Raw genomic sequence first — 22,833 nt, forward strand, 5'->3', positions numbered from 1 at the left:
CCGGATGCGGCGGGCGCTCCTCATCGGCATAGCCCTCTACACCGGCGGCTATCGCGATGCCATCGGCCCGGCCGTCAGGGCAGATGTCCAGAAGCTCAGACGTGGCCTCGGCGACAGCGGGGTGACAGTGTCGAAGACGCTCCTGGCCGACACCGCCGAGGTCGGCTCGGACGCCATCCGCTCGGCGATCGCCGAATTCCTGATCGACTGCGACGTCGACGACGACCTGATCGTCTATTTCAGCGGGCACGGCCGCTACTTCGACGGGGTCAGCTACCTGGTGCCGTCAGCCGTCAATCCGCGCCTGCCGGACCAGCGCAGTTACCTGGTGCCGGTGCGCTTCGAGTCGGAGATCGCGGTCAGCCCGGCCCGCTCGGTCACCTTCCTGGTCGACGCCTGCCGGGACGGCGAGTCCGGCGACGAGCCGCACGATCCACCGATGCCGTCGCGCACCGCTACCACGTTCGTCTTCGCCACCCAGGCTTCGGCGGTGGCCCACACCGTCGCGGGGGCCGACGCGTGCAGCGTGTTCACCCGGGCGCTGGTGGAGCTGCTGCCCAGCCTTCCACCGGAGGTACGCCTCTCCCGGGCGGCCGCGCTCGTGCAGGACCGGATGAAGCTGATCTGCGACCAGGAGGGTCTACCCCCGCAACGGCTGGACGTGGTCAGCAACGTCAACCCTGACACGGCCGCGTTCCCCCTGTTCGCGTTCAGTCCCGCCATGCTCGCCGAGGACCGGTGGAGCCGACTGCTGCGCAACGAGCTTCCGGACATCCTGGGCGAGACGCCGCACGGCCCGCCGGAGCCGTCCCCCGCCCAGGTCGAGCGCCTGCTGACGATCGCGGACGAGCTGGAGGCGGCGGCGTCGGCCACGTCGGTCCTGGCCGGCCAACCGGTGAGCCCGTGGCTGCAACCCGGCCTTGTCGATCGACTCGCCCGCACCGTGAAGGAACTCGCCCCCGCCATCCTCGCCACCCCGCTCGAACGCCTGGTGCTGGTCGGGTTGGCGGCGGTGGTCGACGGGGCCTTCCGCCGCGCCGAGGTGGGCTTGCTGGCCCGGCAGGACTCGTGCTGGTCGTTGGATTGCGTCGTCTCCGCCGAACCCGGCTTGCGGCGAGCCATCGACTGGGACGACCCCGCGTCGCCACTTCGGCAGTGGGCTGCTCATCTCGCCGCGGTACGGGAGTGCGCTCTCGACACCACGGGTCACCTCCGCGAGGGCATCGCGGACGTCGTCCGCGGGATCGAGCCTGATCTGCCGGCGGCCAGTGTCGGTCGCACGGTCAGCTACCTCGTCGAGGCCGTCCGGTACGCCTTCGACCCGTCCCGCAGTCTGACCGAATTCGACCCGGTGGAGCTGGAGATCAACCTGGACCCGGTCCGGTCGAGTGTCAACGGCTGGCGGTTGGCTGCCGCACTACAACTGCTCTGGCGCCTGAGTCTCGACACCCGCTTCTTCGAACCAGCCAGCGGCATCCATCTGGTGCACGACAACCTGCCCCTCGCCGAGGCCCTGGCAGGGCTTCAGGAGGCCCGCTGGCACCGGGTGCAGAACCTGTTGGACCTCAGTCTCTGGACCCGGAGCGCGCCGATCGACCTGGCGGTCCGGCAGTTGGTGGCGGAGACGAACGAGGTTCTGCTCAACCACCGCCAACCGGGTGGTCCGCTCCACCAGACGAAGACACCCCACCTGATCGCCACCAGCCGGCTGCAACCCGAGCGGGCGTCGTTCCGCCTGCCGCACGTCACCTTCCGGGTCTCCACCTCGGAGACCCGGCACCTGCTGATGGGCACCAACCTCTACCAGGACCCGTCGCTCGCGGTGCGCGAGCTGTACCAGAACGCCGTGGACGCCTGCCGCTACCGGGAGCGCCGGCTCCAGCACCTCCAGGGCGACGAGTACGACTGGAGCCCCGCGATCAAGTTCCGCGTGGGCGTCGAGGGTGGCCGCCGGTTCATCGAGTGCCGGGACAACGGCATCGGCATGTCGCACCACGAGATCAGGGAGGCGTTCGCGAAGGCCGGACGCCGGTTTCGGGATCTTCCCGAGTTCATCCAGGAGTCCGCCGAGTGGGCTACCGACGGCGGCCCGGAGTTCCAGCCGATCTCGCAGTTCGGCATCGGGGTGCTCAGCTACTTCATGATCGCCGACGAGTTGGAGGTGCGGTCGACGCGCGTCGACCGCCGACTGGGTCTGCAGCCGCCGGTCCGGGTCCGGGTCCGTGGCGGGTCGGACCTGTTTCAGATCAGCGACGGCGGCCAGGTCGAGCCGACCGGGGGCGGAACCGTCGTACGCCTGTTCCTCAATCCCGAGTCCCAGGAGTTCGACCTGGCGGAGGCGCTGAACCGGACGGTCCGGGCGCCCACCATCCCGGTGTTCTTCGCGGGTCGGCGGTGGGACGCGGACCGGTTGTACGACCGGAACGGCAACGAGGTGACGCCCTGTTTCCGGGCCCCGGACCTCGCCGTCTTCTTCCACGAGGGGCCGGGTGAGATCCTCGTCAACGGCATCCCGATCAGCGTCTCCCAGCGCTTCCGGTTCAATGGCTGCACCGTCTCGCTCGGCGGGTGGGCCCAGCCGAACCTCAGCGTGGACCGTCGGACACTGCTGGGGTACGACCATCGGGCGGTGAGCGAACGCGTTCAGCGGGCCGCCACCAGGGTGGGCGACTGGCCCGACGCGTCCGGCAACTGGCTGTTGAGTCTGTTCAGCATGGACACCCCGGCAGCACGCCTGGCCTGGCAGCGGCTGCGCGACCGGCCGTTGACCGTTGTCCCGGTGGTCAGCCACACCGAGCTTCCCGACTCGGCGGCATACCGGACCAAACCGCTCGCACTGGTGCCGGAACGGGACGGGCTGTATCTGCGGGACCCGGATCTGCTGCACCACCGAGGAGACCCACGCAGCGCCCTCGACGCCGCCCGCGTCGCCGTCATCGTGGATGGCGAACGACCGACCCCACCCCCGGGGATACCGCCCTTCGACGACCGGTTGGCCGCCGTCCTCAACGGATACCGTCACCTTCCCACCGACTTCGGCCCCGGGGCACGTACCCGGAGCGGCGGCGAGGACGCGATCAGTGGGACGTTCGGGCGGGATCGGTTCCTCGGCGAGCTACAGGCGCTGGCAGAGTTTCTCCAGGTCAGCCTGGGCGCGGTAGCGGTCTATGGATGGACGTTGGCGCTGCTCGAACAGCCGGCGTCGCTCAGCCTGACCCCGGCGGCAGCCGGTCTGTCCGCGCGGCGTAACGCGGAGACCTGGCGCTCACTTGCCGACTCGCCCCTGCGTAACCTCCCGATCATCCTCCGCGACCTGACCTTCGCGGTGCTCAGCACGCGAGCGGTGGAGGATGACGTGCCCGATTGGCCGGCCACCCGCATCGCGCCCGCGACGGCATGGCTTCCCGTTCCGACCCTCGATCGGGAAACCGCGATGAGGCGGATCGCCAAACTCATCAATCCATCCCTCGGCGACCTCGGGACGGAGGCCCGGCGCATCCTGTTCGGCGACCCCCAGCCGACAACCCAGGTCCGGTACACGAACGTGACACCGCACCTGAGTCATCACGCGCTGCTGGCGGCATCCCGCGACTCTGACCGGGTAGCTCCGTTTCATCGCACTGTCATTCCCGCCCTCAACGTGGCCTACGCCGCCTACGCCGCCTCCTGGGAGGACGACGGACCAGACCGCGAGCAGATCATGGCCGAGCTGGCCGGTGCGGGCTTCCGGATCGAGCCGCAGGTCGAGGATTGGTCCCTGGTGATGGCGGCCGTCGAAGCCTGCCCCGCGCTGGCGCAGGGCAACGGATTCTCACTCGACGAGACGGTCGACGATCTGGCGGGGCTGATCTCGATCCTGGACGGGGCCGAGTGGGATGACCTGTCCCGTGCCCTCGACCTGCTGGTGAGAGCGGGGGTCGGGAGTGAACGGCTGACCGCGACGGCCCGTCTCGAACCACCGTGGAGAGGCCAGATCAGACGGCATGCCGAGGTCCTCGACACCCCACTCTCCCAGGCCGTCGTCACCATCGACACGGTGGTGGCACTCGCCACCCTGGAGGGTGTGACGCTCGGCCAGGCGCTCACCGACCTGGAACGGTACCGAGACCTGACCCGCCGCTTCGACCTGCCCGCAGGCCTTCCCACCGGCCTCGCCGACCGGACCCCGAGCAAGCTCGTCCAGCAGTTCTTCGCCGAGTCTCCCTGGCACCGGTTCGCCCGCAGCGGCGCGAACTGGGCGCTGCGGGCGGTCCGCATGTCGGCGCTGACCGGCACGTCACTCCGGGACATCGCGGCCGAGGTCCGCCCCCTGCTCGATGCCGGCGGCGAGGACGTCGCGCCGCTCGACCAACTGACGTCGGTGGTGGACCGGCCAGTCGTCTTCGACGACCTGCTCGTGCTCGGCACGCAACAACTGGAGCCACCGCTCACCGACCCGGCGGAGATCGCCGCCCTGTGCCGTCCGTTCGCCGTCGACCCCGACGGGCTGGCCGACCGCGCGACGCCGTGGCTCGCCGCACCCCGCCTCAAGATCGACGAACGTGGCTGGACCGCGGTGCGGTGGCTCCTCCAACTCGACGCCGAATAGGTGCGGCTCAGGGGCGGAGCGCTCCCGGGGCGCCCGGGGGGACCGCCGGGTTTCGCGGGGGTACGGCCGGGATTCTCCGGTACGGGGAGCCCAGCGGCGGGCGGGGATCCTCTTCGCCCCTGTTCGGCCAGAAGGACATCGCCCGTTCCGCCTGCGCGGTGATCGTCAGCGCCGGGTTCACGCCCAGGTTGGCCGAGACCGCCGCGCCGTCGACCACGTGCAGCCCGGCATGCCCGTACACCCGGTGCCACGGGTCGATCACCCCGTCGGCGGGGGTCGCCCCGATGACCGCCCCGCCCAGGATGTGCGCGGTCACCGGAACGTCGAACGGCTCGGTGACCGAGCCGCCCGGTGTGCCGCCGATCTCGTCGGCGAGCAGCCGGACCGCGGTGTTGCCGGCCGGAATCCAGGTCGGGCTCGGCGTACCGTGGCCCGGGGTGGTGACCAGCCGACGCCCGAGCGGACCGCGCCGCCACCGGGTGGTCAGCGAGTTGTCCACCGACTGCATGACCAGGGCGATCACCGTCCGCTCCGACCAGCCCCGCACCGACGCCATCCGCGCCGCCAACCGGGGCTGCCGCAGCATGCCGCCGAGCCAGCGGCGCACCCGGTGTGGGCCACCGTCGACCAACAACGACTGGAGCAGGCCCATCGCGTTGGAGCCCCGCCCGTAGCGGACCGGCTCGACGTGGGTCTGCGGGTCGGGGTGGAACGAGCTGGTGATGGCCACGCCCTCGGTGTAGTCCAGCCGCTCGGACCGGGCCTTGCGCCGGGGCACCGACGCGCCGAGGATCGCCTCCGAGTTGGTCCGGGTCAGCTCGCCGAGCCGGGGCGAGAGCCCGGGGAGCACATCGGTTTCCCGCATCGCGTGCAGCAGCCGCTGGGTGCCGAGCGCCCCGGCCGCGAAGACCACCTGCTCGGCGTGGACGACCTGCCGTTTCCTGCGCAGCCAGGCGCCGGTGCGCTCGGTGTGCACCTGGTAGCCGCCGCCGGCGGCCGGCCGGACGGCGGTCACCGTGGTCAACGGGTGCACCGCCACGCCGAGCCGCTCGGCGAGCCAGAGGTAGTTCTTGACGAGCGTGTTCTTCGCACCGTGCCGACAGCCGGTCATGCACGAACCGCAGTGCAGGCAGCCGGCGCGGTCCGGGCCGACGCCACCGAAGTACGGGTCGGCGGCGCGCTGCCCGGGACGGCCGATGAACACGCCCACCGGGGTCGGGTGGAACGTGTGCCCCACCCCCATCCGGTCGGCCACCGCGCGCATGGCCCGGTCCGCGCCGGTGTCCAGCGGGTACGTGGTGACGCCGAGCATCCGCTTCGCCTGGTCGTAGTGGCCCGCCAACTCGGCGCGCCAGTCGGTGATGTCCCGCCACTGCGGGTCGGTGTAGAAGGCGGGCAGCGGTTCGTAGAGGGTGTTCGCGTAGACCAGCGAACCGCCGCCCACCCCGGCGCCGGAGAGCACCAGCACCCCGCTGCCGCAGCGGCGCGCGGCCGGACGGAGCACTGTGAGCCGTTGGATGCCGTAGCAGCCGAGCTTCGGTGCCCAGAGGAAGCGACGGGCCCGCCAGGACGTCTGCGGGAACTCGTCGTCGGCGAAGCGCCGGCCGGCCTCCAGCACCCCGACCGAGTAGCCCTTCTCGGCCAACCGGAGCGCGGTGACGCTGCCACCGAAGCCGGACCCGATGACAAGCACGTCGTACCGCATGGACGCATCATTACTCGCGAGTAGCGCTCGCGCCAGCGGCGGTTTCGCGCGATCATGCACCGGCCGCCCGACCCGCCGCCGGCCGCAACCCGGAGCACCCGTCGGAGCGTTGTTCACCAGACGGGTGGAAGGAATCCAAGATGGTTCTCGGGTCGATGGCGCCGCGCCGACGCTGGCTGCTGCTGGGTTTGACGGCGCTCGTCGCCGTCGCGCTGATCGCGGCCGGCGCGGTGGTGGTGACCCGTCTGACCGGTGACGAGAAGCCGGCCGGCGCGCCGGTGACCGGCTCGCCCACCCCGTCACCGGTCGGCACACCCACCCCGAGCCCCACCGGCCCGCCACCGGGCGCGGACATCACCGGCCCGCTCAACCTGCTGCTGGTCGGAGTGGACACCCGGGTCAGCGTGCCCGGCTGGGAGCCGCACTCGGACGCCGTGCTGGTGCTGCACGTACCCAAGGGGTTGGACCGGGCCTATCTCTTCTCGCTTCCCCGCGACCTGGTGGTGGACATCCCGGCGTTCCCCAAGGCCGGTTACAAGGGCGGCAAGACCAAGCTCACCCACGCGATGAGCTTCGGCAGCCGGGTGCCGGGCAAGCCCAAACAGCCGAACACCGCCCAGGGGTACGAGCTGCTGCGCAGCACCGTCAGCGGTTACACCGGGCTGCGTATCGACGCCGGCGCGGTGCTCACGTTCAACGGGTTCGACCGGCTGGTCGACGCGCTGGGCGGGGTGGACGTCTACGTCGACCAGCGGGTCGCCTCGCTGCACCGTCGGCCCGACGGCAAGTACCGGGAGAGCGCGCCGGGTGGCTACACCGGGCCGCAGCAGGTCTACGAGAAGGGCCAGCGGCACCTCAACGGCTGGCAGGCGCTGGACTACGCGCGACAGCGCTACATCACCGGCGGCGACTACGCCCGGCAGCGGCACCAGCAGCAACTGGTCCGGGCGCTCACCCGCAAGATCCTGGACGAGGGGCTGGCCAAGCAGCCGGAGCGCGTCGACCAGGTGGTCGCCGCGCTGGGCGACACGCTCGTCTACGTCGGCGGCCGACGCATCGTCGACATCGCGTACGCCCTGAGTGGCCTACCGGAGAACACGTTCACACTGGTCGGCCTGCCCGGGTCCGGTGTCGGCAAGGGCAGCGCCTACCGCGGTGAACAGCTCACCGGCGAGGGCAGGAAGTTCCTCACCGAACTCCGAGCGGGTAGGGCCGACGCCTACCTGTCCGCCCACCCCAACCTGGTAGTAAAAAACTGACCCACCCGACCCCAGTTCCCCGCGATCTTGTACTTTCGGACTGTGATTCACGGCCTTTGTCCCCTTTTGCCGGGACAGCAAGTGCAAGATCGCGGGGTGGGGGGCGGGCGGGGACCTGGGTTACAGGGGTTTGGGGCGGGTGGGGCGTTTGGTGTCGTAGAGCCAGGCGTCGAACAGGTCGTCGAGTTGCTTACCGGAGACGCGTTCGGCCAGGGCCACGAAATCGGCGGTGGTGGCGGTGCCGTTGCGCTTCTCCGCCGCCCAGGTCTTGATGATCTCGAAGAACGTCTCGTCACCGACGGCCACCCGCAGGGCGTGCACAGTCATGCCGCCGCGCTGGTAGACCGACTCGCTGAACAGCCCCGCCGCACCGGGCTTGCCCGGCGGGGTCCGCCACGCCTGGGCGGACATCCGGGCGTACCGGTTGTCGAACGCCTGCGCGGCCGTGTACTCGTTGGTGTGCTCGGCCCACAGCCACTCCGCGTACGTCGCGAAGCCCTCGTTGAGCCAGATGTCCTCCCACCTGGCCAGCGCGACGCTGTTGCCGAACCACTGGTGGGCCATCTCGTGGGCGACGACCGCGGTGTTCCCGCGCTGTCGGAAGAAGCTCGCGGCGTAGACCGGCCGGCTCTGCGTCTCCAGCGCGTAGGAGATACGACTGTCCGAGACCACCACGCCGCCGTACGCGTCGACCGGGTACGGCCCGAACACGGTCTCCAGGTAGTCGGCCACCTCGACGGTCTTCGCGATGGAGGTGTCCGCGGCGCCCTTGGCCACCGTCGTGGTGACCGCGTTGTAGACCGGACGGCCCTTGTGCTCACCCGTGGTGATCCGGAACTTCCCGATCACCAGCGTGCTCAGGTAGCTGGCCATCGGTGAGTTCTCCGACCACTTCCAGGTGGTCCACCCGCCGGTGCTGGTCTTGCCGCCCGGAACACCGTTGCTGATCGCGGTCAACCCGTCCGGGACGGTGATCTCGAAGTCGTAGGCCGCCTTGTCGGACGGGTGGTCGTTGACCGGGAACCAGGTGCTCGCCGACTCGGGTTGCCCCAGAGCGATGGCGCCGTCGGTGGTGTGCAGGAAACCGCCGTCGCCGAGCGCCTCGTTCTCCAGCGGCTTCGGCACACCGGCGTAGGTGATCTCGGCGACGAAACCGTTGCCGTTGATCAGGCCGGAGGCCGGCTTGATCACCAACTCGTTCCGCTTCCGCGTGTGGGTCGCCGCCGCGCCGTCCACGGTGACCGCGCTGACGTTCAGGCCGGCCAGGTCGAGGTTGAACGAGGACAGGTCGCTGGTCGCGGTGGCCTGCACCGTCGTCGTACCCGTCAACTGGTCCTTCGCCGGGTCGTAGCGGACCTTCACGGTGTAGCGCGAGACGTCGTAGCCGCCGTTGCCGTAGGTCGGGAAGTAGGGGTCGCCGACCCCGTCGGCCCCGGCCGTGAACGTCCGCGTCGGCGTCGGGGACGCACTGGGTGACAGCCCCACCTCGGGTGCCGTCGAGTCGCAACCGGACAGCGCGAGCGCCCCGGTCACCAGCAGGCCGACGCCCGTTCGCACACTGTGTCGCGTCCCCCGCATGCCCACGCCCCTCCGCACGGTGGCGGTCACGGCCTTCGCCGCTCCGCGCGAACCGGCATCGCCCACCCGTTCGCAGGCGGCAGCATATCGACCGGCGTCCGGGGCCGCGTCAGGGCAGTGTGGGCGCGGCCCCGCCGACCAACCAGGCGTCGAAGAGGGGCCGCAGTTGCCGGTCCGCGACCCGCTCGGCCAGCGCGACGAGATCCGGTGTGGTCGCGTTACCCGCCGCCCGCTCGCTGGTCCAGGCCCGCACGACCCGGAAGAACAGATCGTCGCCGAGGGTACGGCGCAACGCGTGCACGGCGAGCGCCCCGCGCTTGTAGACGGCCCTGCCGAACATCCGCTCCCGACCCGGCTCGACAGACGGCTGCGACCAGTCGGTCGCCGCGTACTCGATCTCGAAGGTGCGCTGGGCGGTCCGACCGCCGTCGTGCTCCTCCCACAGCCACTCGGCGTAGCTGGCGAAGCCCTCGTTCAGCCAGATGTCGCTCCACCTGCTCAACGACACGCTGTCACCGAACCACTGGTGGGCCAGCTCGTGGGCGACGACGGAGAGGTTGGGCCGGTCCGCGCCGAAGAAGGCGGGCCCGTACACCGGGCGGGACTGGGTCTCCAGCGCATACCCGATCCGCTCGTCGGCGACCACGATCCCCCCGTACGAGTCGAACGGGTACGGACCGAATCGGCTGGCCAGGAAGTCCGCTATCGCGCCGGTGCGGGCCAGCGAGCGGGCCGCGCCACCGTTCGGTGGAAGGCTCGCCGGCACCGCTGTGATCATCGGTCGGCCGGCGTGCGTGCCGGTGGTCACCCGGTAGTCGCCGATCACCAGCGTGCTCAGGTAGCTGGCCATCGGGGCGCGCTCCGACCACCGCCAGGTGGTCCAGCCGTCCGCGCTGCTCTTCGGGCGGGGCACGCCGTTGCTCAGTGCGGCCAGGCCGTCCGGGACGGTCACCGCCAGCTCGTAGGTCGCCTTGTCGGACGGGTGGTCGTTGACCGGGAACCAGGTGGCCGCCGAGTCGGGTTGCCCGAGCGCCACGGCCCCGTCGGTGGTGTGCAGGAAGCCACCGCTGCCCAACGGGCCGCCGTCGACGGCGGCCGGCACGCCCGCGTAGTCGACCGCCACCGTGAACGACCGGCCGCGCGGCAGTCCGTCGCGCGGCGTCACCACCAACTCCCCATCGGTACGGCGGTGCGCGGCCGCCGCGTCACCAACGCGGACCGCAGCCACGTCGAGGCCGGCCAGGTCCAGGTTGAAGCGGGACAGGTCCTGGGAGGCGGTCGCCGTGATGACGGCCCGCCCGGTGAGCCGATCGCTGGACGGGTCGTAGCGGACGGACAGGTCGTAGTGCGTGACGTCGTAGCCACCGTTGCCGCGCCCGGGCACGTACGGGTCGCCGGCGTCGGCCCCGCCCGGTCGGAAGCCGCTGCTGTCGTCGCCGGTGCAACCCGTCGCGAGCAGCCCGATGACGCAGGTCAAGGCGACAGCGGCGGCAGCGAGCCGACTGCCGACCGGTGTCCGTCCGGTCTGGACCATGCACACTCCTCCTGCCGCGTCCGTGCCCCCCGCTGCGGCGTCAGCGGTCAGGACGAGCCTAGTCAGCGCCGCCTGCCACGCGGCCGGAATCGACTGTCATCGCAGGTCGAGGAGCGCGACAGCACCGGGTGAACGCGACGAGGGCCGGCCCGTGCGGGCCGGCCCTCGGACGTACGGTTCGGTCAGCGGTCGAGGACCAGGCCGACCTTCTGGAACTCCTTCAGGTCGCGGTAGCCGCACTTGGCCATCGCCCGACGCAGGCCGCCGAACAGGTTGAGCTGACCGTCGGCCTCGTCCGCCGGCCCGAAGAGCAACTGCTCCATCGACCCGAGCGGCTCACCGGCCACCTCGAAGGCGCCCCGGGGCAGCGACGGGTGGCTGGCCGCCGAGTGCCACCAGGCGCCACCGGCGGGCGCCTCCTCGCACAGCGACAGCGGCTCACCCAGCATCACCGCGTCCGCGCCGCAACCGAGCGCCTTGGCGATGTCGCCCGAGGTCTGCATGTCACCGTCGGCGATCAGGTGCACGTACCGGCCGCCGGTCTCGTCGAGGTAGTCGCGCCGGGCCGCCGCCGCGTCCGCGATGGCGGTGGCCATCGGCACCCGGATGCCCAGCACCGACTCGGTGGTGGACCACTCGTCGCCGCCGATGCCCACGATCACGCCGGCCGCGCCGGTACGCATCAGGTGCAGCGCCGTCTTGTAGTCGGTGCAACCGCCGACGATCACCGGCAGATCGAGGTCGGCGATGAACTCCTTGAGGTTCAGCGGCTCGTCGGTGGTCGACACGTGCTCGGCCGACACGATGGTGCCCTGGATGACGAGGATGTCCACCCCGGCGTCCAGGATCACCGGGGCCAACGCGAGGGTGTGCTGCGGGGAAACCCGCACCGCCACGGTGCCGCCGCCGGCCCGCAGCTCACGCACCCGCTCCGCGATCAGGTCCGGACGGATCGGCTCGGCGTACACCTCCTGGAGCCGCTTGGTGGCGCGGGCGTCCTCGCCGAGGCCGGCCAGCTCGTCGAGCACCTTCGTCGGGTTCTCGTAGCGGGTCCAGAGCCCTTCGACGTTCAGCACGCCGAGCCCGCCGAGCTGCCCGAGGCGTACCGCCGACGCCGGGCTCATGGTGGCGTCGGAGGGGTGGCCGACGCAGGGGATGCCGAACGGGTACGCGTCGAGCTGCCAGGAGGTGGAGACGTCGTCGACGTCCCGGGTACGGCGGCTCGGCACGATGGCGATGTCGTCCAGGTGGTAGCCGCGCTGCGCGGTCTTGCCCAGCCCGATCTCGACCACGTCACGCATGGGGGACTCCAGGTGGTTGGGGGTGGAAGGTCAGCGGGTGTGGTAGTTCGGCGCCTCGACGGTCATCTGGATGTCGTGCGGGTGGCTCTCCTTCAGGCCCGCCGCGGTGATCCGGATGAGCTGGCCCCGGTGGTGCAGATCGGGGATGTTCTCCGCACCGGCGTACCCCATGGCCAGGCGCAGGCCGCCGACCAGCTGGTGGGCCACCCGGGAGAGCGGCCCCCGGTAGGGCACCTGGCCCTCCACGCCCTCCGGGACAAGCTTGTCGTCGCTGAGCACGTCCTGCTGGAAGTAGCGGTCCTTGCTGTACGACTTGGCCTGGCCCCGGGACTGCATCGCGCCGAGCGAGCCCATCCCGCGGTACGTCTTGTACTGCTTGCCGTTCACGAAGATCAACTCACCCGGGCTCTCCTCGCAGCCAGCCAGCAGGCTGCCGAGCATCACCGTGTCGGCGCCGGCGACCAGGGCCTTGGCGATGTCACCGGAATACTGGATGCCGCCGTCGCCGATCACCGGCACGCCGGCCGGACGGGCGGCGCGGGCGGCCTCCATGATCGCCGTCACCTGCGGCACGCCGACCCCGGCGACGATCCGGGTGGTGCAGATCGCGCCCGGCCCGACGCCCACCTTGACGCCGTCGGCGCCGGCGTCGACCAACGCCTTCGCGCCGGCGTACGTCGCCACGTTGCCGCCCATGACGTCGACGGCGACGTCGGCCTTGAGCCGGCGGACCATGTCCAGCACCGCCCGCTGGTGACCGTGCGCGGTGTCCACGATCAGCACGTCGACGCCCGCGTCGACGAGGGCACGGGCCCGCTTGTACGCGTCCTCACCCACACCGATGGCGGCGGCGACCCGCAGCCGGCCGGCGTCGTCCTTGCTGGCGTCCGGGTACTGCTCGCTCTTGGTGAAGTCCTTCACCGTGATCAGACCGCGCAGCCGACCCGAGTCGTCGACGATCGGCAGCTTCTCGACCTTGTGCTGGCGCAGCAGCGCGAGGGCCTCGTCCTTGCTCACGCCGACCCGGGCGGTGATCAGCGGGGTGCGGGTCATGATCTCGCGGACCGGGGTGGCCGGCTCGGAGACGAACCGCATGTCGCGGTTGGTGACGATGCCGACCAACTGGCCGTCCCCGTCCACCACCGGCACACCCGAGATGCGGTAGCGACCGCACAGCTCGTCGACCTCGCGCAGCGTGTCGTCTGGGCTCGCGGTCACCGGGTTGGTGATCATGCCGGACTCGGAGCGCTTGACCAGGTCGACCTGGAGCGCCTGGTCCTCCAGGGAGAGGTTGCGGTGCAGCACGCCGATGCCGCCCTGGCGGGCCATGGCGATCGCCATCCGGGCCTCGGTCACGGTGTCCATCGCGCTGGACAGCAGCGGGATGGACAGCTCGACGTTGCGGGTGAGCTTCGTCCGGGTGTTCACCCGGCTGGGCACCACGTCCGACTCGCCCGGCTGGAGCAGCACGTCGTCGAAGGTGAGGCCGAGCGGAACCACCCGGGCGGAGCCGGCCGGCAGCTCGGGCAGGTGGCCGCCCAGGTCGGCGTGCTCGACGCCGGCCGGAAGATCGGTGCTGGGCGAATTTTCCACGATTGCTCCCCTGAGCTGCTCGAATGGGCTTCAGCGAGGTGGCGCGGGCGGGCACCGGAGCGCGCCACGGTGCCGGCACGTCGACTCATCGTACCCAGTGAGCTGGGCGACCCGTCCGTGGCGGGCCGGGCGGCACGGAGGCCGGGGGGCGGACGTTCACGTCGCGTTGGGTCTACGGTGAGGGGGTGCACGACGAGCCCATCGACCCGTTCAACGGCGACCCGGCCGATCCGACAGCGGGTCTGGATGACCCGGGCGATGACGCGACGCCGGATCCGCTGACCGACGTCGAACGGCAGGACGTGTTGGAGGACCTCGCCGACCTGGAGATCTACCAGGCCCTGCTGGCCCCGATCGGGGTCCGTGGGCTGGTGATCGAGTGTGAGGACTGCCGCGAACCGCACTACTTCGACTGGGACCTGCTCCGGGGCAACCTGCGGCACCTGCTCAACTCGGGCCGCCCCCGGGTGCACGAGCCGGCCTACGACCCCGACCCGGACCACTACGTGACCTGGGACTACGCCCGTGGCTACGCCGACGGGGTGCACGACACCCTGACCGAGGGCACCGAAGACGAGCCAGGCACCCCAACCCCCACCCCGTAACCCCCGGCCCCCGCGGGCCCGCCCGTCCCCGCGGGCCCGCCCGTCCCCCGCGGGCCCGCCCGTCCCCCGCGATCTTGCAGTTGCTGTCCCGGCGAAAAGAGCTAAAGACCGCAAAGCGGCGTACCTAAGTGCAAGATCGCGGGGGTGGGGCGGTCAGGCGACGAGGCCGGCGCGGAATCCGGCGGCGACGGCGTGCGCCCGGTCCCGCGCGCCGAGCTTGCGGAACAGCCGGCGGGCGTGCGTCTTGACGGTGTCCTCCGACACGAACAGCTCCCGGCCGATCTCCGCGTTGCTCTTGCCCTCGGCCATGCCGAGCAGCACCTGGAGCTCACGCTCGGTGAGCCCGATCGATGCGCGGGTGGGTCGGGCGTTCGGAGCGGGTCGGGCAGTGTCGGACTGACCTCCGGCCGGCTCACCGGTCGTCGACTCGACCTCGTCGTCGCCCCGCTGCACCGGCACCGACGCCAGACCCGCCGGGCCCTCCCCCGGCTTGGCCGACCAGCCGGGCTCGGCGGAGCCGCGCGGCGACGGGCCGGAGCGGCCGGAGCCGCCGACGGCAGCAGCATCGCGCGCCGGGTCAGTGATCCGTTGCCGGGAGGCCCGGCCGGGCGCGGTGAGCAGCAGGAGCGCCTTCGCCACCGCGCTGGTCAGGTCATGGTCGATGTTCTGGATGAGCCCGCGGGCGCCCGCGCTGATCGTGGCCGCGGCGGCCTCGGACTCCTCGGTGCCGAGCAGCAGCACCGCCGCCTGCGGCGCGCGGGCCAACACCCGGCGGACAAAGCCAGCGCTGTCCGGCCGGGTGAGAGCCGTGTCGGCCAGCACCACGTCGGCCGGTCGCTCGGCCAGCCGCAGCATCACCTCGGGATCAGAGACGGCGGTACGAACGATCGCGGACAACCCCAACCTCGCGGCGGCCGAAGCAAGGTGCTGGGCCGCGAGTGGTGTCCGAACGCACACAAGGACGGTACGCACTGTGGTCTCCTCTCCGCCAACGAGCAGACCATGACGCGGTCTGCTGGGGAGGGGGTTCTCGGCAATCCTTTGAACTTTTCCGACAGATGGGGCAAAAGCCGCAATCTGCCAGACGTTTTCGATCACACACGTGTGAGCTGACGACAGCAGGGGTACCGGGAGATCCAGGCCGGGAACGGTGCGCCTGCGCGGCTCGCCGCCCGGATGCCGGCCACATGGATTCTCGCGGAGCCGCGCGGGAGGAGGGGTGCTGATGTCGAACGTACGTAGACTGCCCGGACCCATCGTCGACCTCTGGGACTGGCAGCGGCTCGGTGCCTGCCGAGGGCGCGACAGCGCCCAGTTCTTCCATCCCGACGGCGAACGTGGTTCGTCCCGTCTGCGTCGCGAGTCCGCGGCCAAGTCGGTCTGTCGCGCATGCCCGGTTCGCGCCGAGTGCGCGGCGCACGCGCTGTCCGTCCGCGAGCCGTACGGCGTGTGGGGCGGCTTCAGCGAGTCGGAGCGCCTTCGGCTCCTCGCCGTCGGCTGGGAGGACCTGGCGGACCGCCGGCACGCCCGGGTCGACGTCGCCCGGCTGGAGGCTCGACTGGGTCGCCCGCACAAGTCGACGGTCCCCGCCCAACGCAACGTCGCCTGACCCGAGACATCGCAAACCGCGCCTTCTGATCCAGGAGGCGCGGTTTTCGTCGTCGCCCCCTGGTCGCCTGGTAGGCCTCGGGCGGGACTTCGTCGCCCGTGGCGGTCGGGTCGCACCGGGCGCGCCGTAGCCGCCCGCTTGGGCGCGCGCCAGACACTTGATCAACACGAGTTCCTCAGATGTCGGGCCATCCAGGGTCCGGGAAGGCCCGACGTCCAAGGAAGACGAGTCGATCAGGCCATGGCCGCCCTCACCGCCGGACGTCCGTCGCCTGCCGCCCTGTCGCCACCCCGCGGTCGGCGGCACGGTCGTTGTGGGCCATTTGTCGGGTTAACCTGCCGCCGGACGTGACCCGCAGGCACCCTGCAGCTTGATCAACACGAGTTCCCTGATGTCGGGGCCAACCAGGGCCCGAGATGCCCCGACATCCAAGGAAGACGAGTCGATCAGGCCGCCGCGCGGTCGGCGGCACGGTCATTGTGGGCCATTTGTCGGGTTAACCTGCCGCCGGACGTGACCCGCCGCACCACGCGGCCGGAATCATGGCCGGGCCAAGACCGTTACACACCCAGACGCCCGCAGGACCAGCAATGGCCGCCCCGGGAATGACCCTGGTCGGCTGGTCGTTGCACAGCCCACGGCCGCAGGTGGGCACCCCCGCCCCCGGGAATGACCCCGGTCGGCTGGTCGTTGCAGACCCCACGGCCGCAGGTAGGCGCCCCCGCCCCCGGGAATCACCCCGGTCAACCGGTCGTTACACACCCCACGACCGCAGGTAGGCGCCCCCGCCCCCGGGAATCACCCCGGTCAACCGGTCGTTACACACCCCACGACCGCAGGTGGCCGCTCCGGAATCACCCCGGTCGGCGGGTCGTTGCACAGCCCACGGCCGCAGGTGGTCGCCGCGGAATGATCCCGGTCGGCCGGTCGTTACACCTGGACCCCGGCGCCACGAGCCCCCGCTCGAAGGCCGCCGACCCCGGCGTGACAGGCCCCCCGGCCTGAACACCGCCATCCCCGGCACACCGGGTGTGCCACCCCCCAGACTTTCGCAGCGCCGGACGAGGTGCTCACACCCCCGCATCGCGCAGGGGTGTCCTTACCCCCGAAGGAGCTCACCCCATGAACACGATCATGCGTAAGAGTGTGCTGTCCGTCGCCGGTCTCGCCTTCGCCGGTGGGATCTTCGCCGGCCCGGTCGCCGCCCACGCCGCGCCGGCCGCGGACGCCAAGCCCGCCACCACCGCCGCGGTGGCCGTGCAGGCGCCGAAGCCGCAGGGCGAGCAGTCGCACATCACCCTCAACGACGAGCAGACCGCCAACGTCAAGGCGATCATCGCCGCGACCAAGAAGGCCGGCCTGCCCGAGCGGGCCGCGGTGATCTCGATCGCGACGAGCCTGCAGGAGTCCAAGCTGGAGAACCTCGGCCACCTGGGTGACGCCAACGACCACGACTCGCTGGGCCTGTTCCAGCAGCGCCCTAGCTCTGGTTGGGGCACGCCGGAGCAGATCACCGACCCGGAGTACTCGACGACGGCGTTCCTGAAGGGGCTGCGTCAGGTCGACGGGTGGCAGGACATGCCGCTGACCGACGCCGCGCAGACCGTGCAGGTCTCCGCGTACCCGGACGCGTACGCCCAGTGGGAGCAGCAGGCCACCGACCTCGTCGCCCAGCACTGGAACAGCTGACCCGCACTGGAACAGCTGACCCGCACCACGGGCCGGCACCCCTGACCGGGGTGCCGGCCCGTCGGCGTTCAGCGGACGGCGACAGGGACGGTGTGCCAGCCGGTGGCACCGTCGGGTGCCACACCCTGCGTACGCTCGGTCTGGGTCTCGCCGGTCGCGTCGGTCGCCCGGACCTGGAGTCGGTGCTCCCCCGGCGTGGCATCCCAGCGCCAGGACCACTGCACCCAGGTGTCCACCGACACGGTCGGCGCCAGTTCCGCCTGCTGCCACTCGCCGTCGTCGACGCGTACCTCGACGCGGCGGATGCCCCGGTGCTGTGCCCACGCCACCCCGGCCACGGTCACCGGACCGGCGGTCAGCCGGTTGCGCCTGCGGGGTGTGTCGATCCGGGACTGGGTCTTGATCGGTCCCTGGGCGGACCAGCCGCGCGGAACCCAGTACGCGTCGAAGTCGGCGAACCGGGTCAGCTCCAACTCGGTCACCCACTTGCAGGCCGACACGTAGCCGTAGAGGCCCGGCACCACCATCCGGACCGGAAACCCGTGCTCGACAGGTAGCGGCTCGCCGTTCATACCGATCGCCAGCAGCGCGTCCCGGCCGTCGCGCAGGGCGGCGGTGGGGGTGCCGCAGGTCCAGCCGTCGACCGACCGACCGACGACCTGGTCGGCGTCCCGGTCCGGCTCGACCTCGTCCAGCAGCTCCCGCAGGGGTACGCCGAGCCAGCGGGCGTTGCCGATCAGGTCCCCGCCGACCTCGTTGGAGACGCAGGCCAGCGTGACGTACCGCTCGACGAGCGGCCGGGCCAACAGGTCCGCGTAGCTGTAGGTGCGCTCGTTGCCGACGCGACCGTGGATCCGCAGCCGCCAGGTGTTCGGGTCGACCTGGGGCACGACCAGCGCGGTGTCGATGCGGTAGAAACCGAAGTTCGGCGTGACGTACGGCGCCAGTTGGGTCAGCGCCAGGTCCGCGCCCGCCGGCACCGCCGGTGCGGGGGCGACCGGCGCGGGCAGGCGGATCGCCTCCCGGGCGGCGGACACCCCGCGCCGACCGGCCAGCCAACGCCCGCCCAGGCCGGCCACCGCGGCCGTGCCGAGCAGCACCCCGCTACCGGTGAGGAACCGTCGTCGCGACTCGGGCGACGGCCCGTCGAGCGCCCCGAGCCCGCCGGACGACACCGGCCCGTCAGCCGGCGGCGGGCCGCCGGGCGACACAGCCCCGCCAGAGGACACCGGCCCAGCAGGCGACACCGGGCCGGTAGCGGGCTCGGGCCCGTCCGCGTTCGACCTCGGGCCGGAACCCGGGAGCGCGCCGGAGGCCAGGGTGGGCGGGGACCAGGGCCAGGGGTCCAGTTCGAGAGGGCCGGCGATGAACAGCCAGAGCACCAGACCGCCGAGACCCGCGCCCACCACCGACGGCAGCGCGTCTGCGGCGTCCGCGCCGGGGCGGGTCAACGCGGCGGCCACGCCGATGACGCCGAACGCGGCGATGCCGGCCAGGCCGAGTGCCAGCCGACGGACGGCCAGTACGCCGAACAGGGCCGCGAACCCGGCCAGCAGCACCGCGGTGCCGATCAGCAGCGCGATCTTGTCGTTGGTGCCGAAGAGGTCGATGGCGAACTGCTTCAGCGACTCGGGTACGGCGTCGACGACGACCCCGCCGACGGCGACCAGTGGCGCGGACCGGGGACCGGTCACCACCGCCACCGGCTCGGCGATCCCGATCGCGACGGCGGCGGCGGTGATCCCGGCCAGCGCGGCGTACCGCCGTGACGTGGTGCTCATCGGCCCAGTGTGCGCGATCATCGCGTCGGGTCGCCAACGTACGGCGGCGTCGGTAATGACCCGGTAAGACGGACCGGGGCGCGCCGCGTACGCGGCGCGCCCCGGAACGGGTGTCGCTGTCGGATCAGAAGCCCGGCCCGTGCTGGTGGCCGTGGCCGTGACCGCCACCGGCGGCGGCCGGCTCGGGCTGCTCCGGCTTGTCCACCACGAGGCTCTCCGTGGTGAGCAGCAGACCGGCGATCGAGGCGGCGTTGGTGACCGCGTTGCGGGTCACCTTCACCGGGTCGATGATGCCGGCCTTGACCAGGTCGACGTACTCGCCCTGGGCGGCGTCGAGGCCGTTACCCCAGTCGAGGTCGGCCACCTTCTGCGTCACGACGTAGCCGTCGTGACCGGCGTTCTGCGCGATCCAGCGCAGCGGCTCGATGAGCGCCTTGCGCACGACCGAGACGCCGACCTTCTCGTCACCGGTGAAGCCCAGGTCGTCGTCGAGCACCGAGAGGATCTGCACCAGGGCGGCGCCGCCGCCGGGCACGGTGCCCTCCTCGACCGCGGCCTTGGTCGCCGCGATGGCGTCCTCGATGCGGTGCTTGCGCTCCTTCATCTCGACCTCGGTGGCCGCGCCGGCCTTGATGACGGCGATACCACCGGAGAGCTTCGCCAGCCGCTCGGCCAGCTTCTCCCGGTCCCAGTCGGAGTCGGAGGCCTCGATCTCCTTGCGGATCTGGGCCACCCGGTCGGCGACGTCGGACTTCTGGCCGCCGCCGTCGACGATCGTGGTGTTCTCCTTGTCGACCACGACGCGCCGGGCGGTGCCGAGCACCTCCAGGCCGACCTGGTCGATCTTGAAGCCCAGCTCCGGGGCGACCAGCTCGGCGCCAGTGGAGATCGCGATGTCCTGGAGCATCGCCTTGCGCCGGTCACCGAAGCCCGGGGCCTTGACCGCGCAGACCTTGAGGGTCTTGCGCAGCGAGTTGACCACCAGGGTGGAGAGCGCCTGGCCGTCCACGTCCTCGGCGATGATCAGCAGCGGCTTGCTGTTCTGCAGGACCTTCTCCAGCAGCGGCAGCAGCTCCTCGATCGCCGAGATCTTCTGGGTGGTGACCAGGATGTACGCGTCCTCGAGGACGGACTCCTGGCTCTCCAGGTCGGTGACGAAGTTCGGGGAGATGAAGCCCTTGTCGAACTGGAGACCCTCGGTCACGTCCAGTTCGGTGGTGAGCATCGAGCCCTCCTCGACGGTGATGACACCGTCGCGGCCGACCCGCTCCATCGCCTCGGCGATCAGGTCGCCGATCGTGGCGTCCTGCGCGGAGATCGTCGCCACGTTCGCGATCGACTCCTTGCCGGTGACCTCCACGGCCCGGCCGAGCAGCGCCTCGGAGACCTTGACGGCCGCCGCGTCGATGCCCCGCTTGAGCCCGGCCGGGTTGGTCCCGGCGGTCACGTTGCGCAGACCCTCGCGGACCATCGCCTGGGCCAGCACGGTAGCGGTGGTGGTCCCGTCGCCGGCGACGTCGTTGGTCTTGGTCGCCACCTCCTTGACCAACTGCGCGCCAAGGTTCTCGTACGGGTTGGTGAGCTCGATCTCCTTGGCGATGGTCACACCATCGTTGGTGATCGTCGGCGCACCGAATTTCTTGTCCAGGACGACGTTGCGCCCGCGCGGGCCGAGGGTGACCTTGACCGCGTCAGCGAGGGCGTTGACACCGTGCTCCAGCAGGTGCCGGGCGTCGTCCGAGAAGCTCAGGATCTTCGCCATGGGTATCCCTTCGAACGCCATTGCCCCGGCCCGGCGAGCCGGACCGGGGCAATGGCACTGATCGGTTGCTTACTTCTCGATGACCGCGAGGACGTCGCGGGCGGAGAGCACCAGGTACTCCTCGCCGGCGTACTTGACCTCGGTGCCGCCGTACTTCGAGTAAAGGACGGTGTCGCCGACCTGGACGTCAACCGGGACCCGGTTGCCGTTGTCGTCGACGCGCCCCGGGCCGACAGCGAGGACGGTGCCCTCCTGCGGCTTCTCCTTGGCGGTGTCGGGGATCACGATGCCCGACGCCGTGGTGGTCTCAGCCTCGTTCGCCTGGACCACGATGCGGTCCTCGAGCGGCTTGATCGCAACCTTGGTCGCGGTAGTCACGGGCATACCCTCCTGGGGTACTGGTTTCGTTGCTGGCCAGCGGGGCTGACCAGCGTCAATCTGCCTCATGCCACCGGGCGGGGCCGTCGTCGCGGGTGCCGGTCCGCCTGGCGTGCGCGCCCGGGTCGCGAGACCCGGAAGCTGGCACCCTCAGGGCGAGAGTGCTAATCGCAGGTTATTCCGTGGCTAGCACTCCGTCAAGGAGAGTGCCAACGCGTCGCGCCCCGCCAGGCATGATTTCCCGATCGACACGGACAATGGGCCGGTGGATCTCGATCAGCTGGCGGCACTGCGTACCCCTGCGGGATCGGCCGCGCTCGCCGCGGCGGGCGAGCTCGCCGGCGGCGATCCGTTGACCGCGGCGTCGGCGCTGCGCGCGGCCGGGGTGCCGCCGACGCTGGCCGCCGCCGCGCTCACCCAGGCGGAGCTGCGCCACCGGGCGGTCGGCAAGTTCGGTGCGGCCGCCGCCGGGATGTTCCTCACCCGTCCCGGCCTGGAGCAGGCCACCCGCCGGGTGGTCGCCGACCGCCGGGCCGCCCGGCTGGCCGCGGCCGGGGTGCGCACCCTGGCCGACCTCGGCTGCGGCCTCGGCGCGGACGCGCTCGCCGCCGCCCGCGCCGGCATCCGGGTGTACGGGGTGGAGGCCGACCCGCTGACAGCGGAGATGGCCGCCGCCAACGCGGCCGCGGCCGGGCTGTCCGAGCTGTTCACCGTGGAGTGCGGGGACGCCACGACGTTCGACGTGTCCGGAGTCGACGGGGTCTTCTGCGACCCGGCCCGGCGCAGCAGCGGCACCGGACGGCGGATCTTCGACCCGCGCGCCTACTCACCGCCGTGGGATTTCGTCACCGGGTTGGCCGAGCGGGTGCGGCACACTGTGGTGAAGGTGGCGCCGGGCCTGGACCACGCGCTCATCCCGGCGGGCGCGGAGGCGGAGTGGGTGGCCGTGGACGGCGACCTGGTCGAGGCCGCGCTCTGGTGCGGCGAGCTGGCCGAGGTGCCCCGCCGCGCCACCGTGCACCGTACGGAGATCCACCAGCTCACCGGCTCGGGTGCCGCCGAGGCGCCGGTCGGGCCGCCGCGCCGCTACCTCTACGACCCGGACCCGGCGGTGGCGCGCGCGCACCTCGTCGCCGAACTGGCCGCCGAGCTGGACGCCACACTGGCCGATCCGAGCATCGCCTATCTCTACGCCGACCGGCCGACGCGCACCCCGTTCGCGCGCTGCCTGGAGATCACCGACGTGCTGCCGTTCTCGCTCAAGCGACTGCGGACGCTGCTGCGGGAGCGCCGGGTGGGCCGGGTGGAGATCCTCAAGCGGGGCTCGGCGCTCGTCCCTGAGCAGCTCCGGCGGGACCTGCGGCTGGCCGGGGACGCGGCGGCGAGCCTCGTGCTCACCCGGGTCGACGGCGCACCGACGGTGCTGATCGGTCGGCCGGTGGACTAGCGTC

The 22,833-nt window shown here is 71.5% G+C and carries 15 protein-coding genes; 6 read left to right on the forward strand and 9 right to left on the reverse strand.

Annotation, left to right across the window (positions count from 1 at the left end; translation table 11 throughout):
• Positions 1–4: 4 nt before the first annotated feature.
• Positions 5–4,588: a caspase family protein gene (locus O7634_RS05325; RefSeq protein ID WP_278149049.1), complete on the forward strand. Its 4,584-nt coding sequence runs from the start codon at positions 5–7 to the stop codon at positions 4,586–4,588.
• Between the two features lie 7 nt (positions 4,589–4,595).
• Here the strand turns inward: O7634_RS05325 and O7634_RS05330 are convergent, their stop codons facing one another.
• Positions 4,596–6,293 (reverse strand): GMC family oxidoreductase, encoded by a 1,698-nt coding sequence (locus O7634_RS05330; protein ID WP_278149050.1) that lies wholly within the window; start codon positions 6,291–6,293, stop codon positions 4,596–4,598.
• Between the two features lie 140 nt (positions 6,294–6,433).
• Between O7634_RS05330 and O7634_RS05335 the strand changes: the two genes are divergently transcribed.
• Positions 6,434–7,552, forward strand: a complete 1,119-nt coding sequence (locus O7634_RS05335) for an LCP family protein (RefSeq protein WP_278149051.1) — start codon at positions 6,434–6,436, stop codon at positions 7,550–7,552.
• 120 nt (positions 7,553–7,672) lie between these two features.
• On the opposite strand, the gene O7634_RS05340 is transcribed toward O7634_RS05335, so the two are convergent.
• The 4 genes from O7634_RS05340 to guaB form a co-directional block, all read right to left on the reverse strand.
• A complete protein-coding gene (locus tag O7634_RS05340; RefSeq protein WP_278149052.1) occupies positions 7,673–9,130 on the reverse strand; it encodes a M1 family metallopeptidase in 1,458 nt (485 codons plus the stop codon).
• Positions 9,131–9,239: 109 nt separating this feature from the next.
• The gene (locus O7634_RS05345; RefSeq protein ID WP_278149053.1) at positions 9,240–10,664 is read right to left on the reverse strand and encodes a M1 family metallopeptidase; all 1,425 of its coding nucleotides are present in this window, start codon (positions 10,662–10,664) and stop codon (positions 9,240–9,242) included.
• A gap of 182 nt (positions 10,665–10,846) precedes the next feature.
• Entirely contained in the window at positions 10,847–11,965 is a 1,119-nt protein-coding gene (locus O7634_RS05350; protein WP_278149054.1) for a GuaB3 family IMP dehydrogenase-related protein, read from the reverse strand.
• A 30-nt stretch (positions 11,966–11,995) separates the two neighbouring features.
• Complete coding sequence (gene guaB / locus O7634_RS05355) at positions 11,996–13,558, reverse strand: IMP dehydrogenase (RefSeq protein WP_278149055.1); 1,563 nt, start codon at positions 13,556–13,558, stop codon at positions 11,996–11,998.
• Positions 13,559–13,743: 185 nt separating this feature from the next.
• Between guaB and O7634_RS05360 the strand changes: the two genes are divergently transcribed.
• Positions 13,744–14,163: a DUF5319 domain-containing protein gene (locus O7634_RS05360; protein WP_278149056.1), complete on the forward strand. Its 420-nt coding sequence runs from the start codon at positions 13,744–13,746 to the stop codon at positions 14,161–14,163.
• Positions 14,164–14,316: 153 nt separating this feature from the next.
• Here the strand turns inward: O7634_RS05360 and O7634_RS05365 are convergent, their stop codons facing one another.
• Positions 14,317–15,135: a response regulator transcription factor gene (locus O7634_RS05365; RefSeq protein WP_278149057.1), complete on the reverse strand. Its 819-nt coding sequence runs from the start codon at positions 15,133–15,135 to the stop codon at positions 14,317–14,319.
• Between the two features lie 253 nt (positions 15,136–15,388).
• Between O7634_RS05365 and O7634_RS05370 the strand changes: the two genes are divergently transcribed.
• Positions 15,389–15,772, forward strand: a complete 384-nt coding sequence (locus tag O7634_RS05370) for a WhiB family transcriptional regulator (protein WP_091406539.1) — start codon at positions 15,389–15,391, stop codon at positions 15,770–15,772.
• 1,122 nt (positions 15,773–16,894) lie between these two features.
• Positions 16,895–17,461 (forward strand): hypothetical protein, encoded by a 567-nt coding sequence (locus O7634_RS05375; RefSeq protein ID WP_278149058.1) that lies wholly within the window; start codon positions 16,895–16,897, stop codon positions 17,459–17,461.
• Positions 17,462–17,529: 68 nt separating this feature from the next.
• Here O7634_RS05375 and O7634_RS05380 read toward each other — a convergent pair whose 3' ends face one another.
• The 3 genes from O7634_RS05380 to groES form a co-directional block, all read right to left on the reverse strand.
• Positions 17,530–19,242: a molybdopterin-dependent oxidoreductase gene (locus tag O7634_RS05380; protein ID WP_278149059.1), complete on the reverse strand. Its 1,713-nt coding sequence runs from the start codon at positions 19,240–19,242 to the stop codon at positions 17,530–17,532.
• 124 nt (positions 19,243–19,366) lie between these two features.
• Positions 19,367–21,004: a chaperonin GroEL gene (gene groL / locus O7634_RS05385; protein ID WP_278149060.1), complete on the reverse strand. Its 1,638-nt coding sequence runs from the start codon at positions 21,002–21,004 to the stop codon at positions 19,367–19,369.
• A 69-nt stretch (positions 21,005–21,073) separates the two neighbouring features.
• Positions 21,074–21,388 carry a co-chaperone GroES gene (gene groES / locus O7634_RS05390; RefSeq protein ID WP_030330046.1) on the reverse strand — a complete coding sequence of 105 codons (315 nt, stop codon included), beginning with the start codon at positions 21,386–21,388 and terminating at the stop codon, positions 21,074–21,076.
• Positions 21,389–21,647: 259 nt separating this feature from the next.
• On the opposite strand from groES, the gene O7634_RS05395 reads away from it, so the two are divergent.
• Positions 21,648–22,829: a methyltransferase domain-containing protein gene (locus tag O7634_RS05395; protein WP_278149061.1), complete on the forward strand. Its 1,182-nt coding sequence runs from the start codon at positions 21,648–21,650 to the stop codon at positions 22,827–22,829.
• Positions 22,830–22,833: the final 4 nt, after the last annotated feature.

It is taken from the genome of Micromonospora sp. WMMD1120, assembly GCF_029626235.1.
Lineage (GTDB): Bacteria > Actinomycetota > Actinomycetes > Mycobacteriales > Micromonosporaceae > Micromonospora.

Bases quoted from the DNA above. Each gene is read 5' to 3' on its own strand.
- O7634_RS05325 (WP_278149049.1), top strand. From the start codon at position 5: ATGCGGCGGGCGCTCCTCATCGGCATAGCCCTCTACACCGGCGGCTAT.
- O7634_RS05330 (WP_278149050.1), bottom strand. From the start codon at position 6,293: ATGCGGTACGACGTGCTTGTCATCGGGTCCGGCTTCGGTGGCAGCGTC.
- O7634_RS05335 (WP_278149051.1), top strand. From the start codon at position 6,434: ATGGTTCTCGGGTCGATGGCGCCGCGCCGACGCTGGCTGCTGCTGGGT.
- O7634_RS05340 (WP_278149052.1), bottom strand. From the start codon at position 9,130: ATGCGGGGGACGCGACACAGTGTGCGAACGGGCGTCGGCCTGCTGGTG.
- O7634_RS05345 (WP_278149053.1), bottom strand. From the start codon at position 10,664: ATGGTCCAGACCGGACGGACACCGGTCGGCAGTCGGCTCGCTGCCGCC.
- O7634_RS05350 (WP_278149054.1), bottom strand. From the start codon at position 11,965: ATGCGTGACGTGGTCGAGATCGGGCTGGGCAAGACCGCGCAGCGCGGC.
- O7634_RS05370 (WP_091406539.1), top strand. From the start codon at position 15,389: ATGTCGAACGTACGTAGACTGCCCGGACCCATCGTCGACCTCTGGGAC.
- O7634_RS05375 (WP_278149058.1), top strand. From the start codon at position 16,895: ATGAACACGATCATGCGTAAGAGTGTGCTGTCCGTCGCCGGTCTCGCC.
- O7634_RS05380 (WP_278149059.1), bottom strand. From the start codon at position 19,242: ATGAGCACCACGTCACGGCGGTACGCCGCGCTGGCCGGGATCACCGCC.
- groL (WP_278149060.1), bottom strand. From the start codon at position 21,004: ATGGCGAAGATCCTGAGCTTCTCGGACGACGCCCGGCACCTGCTGGAG.
- groES (WP_030330046.1), bottom strand. From the start codon at position 21,388: ATGCCCGTGACTACCGCGACCAAGGTTGCGATCAAGCCGCTCGAGGAC.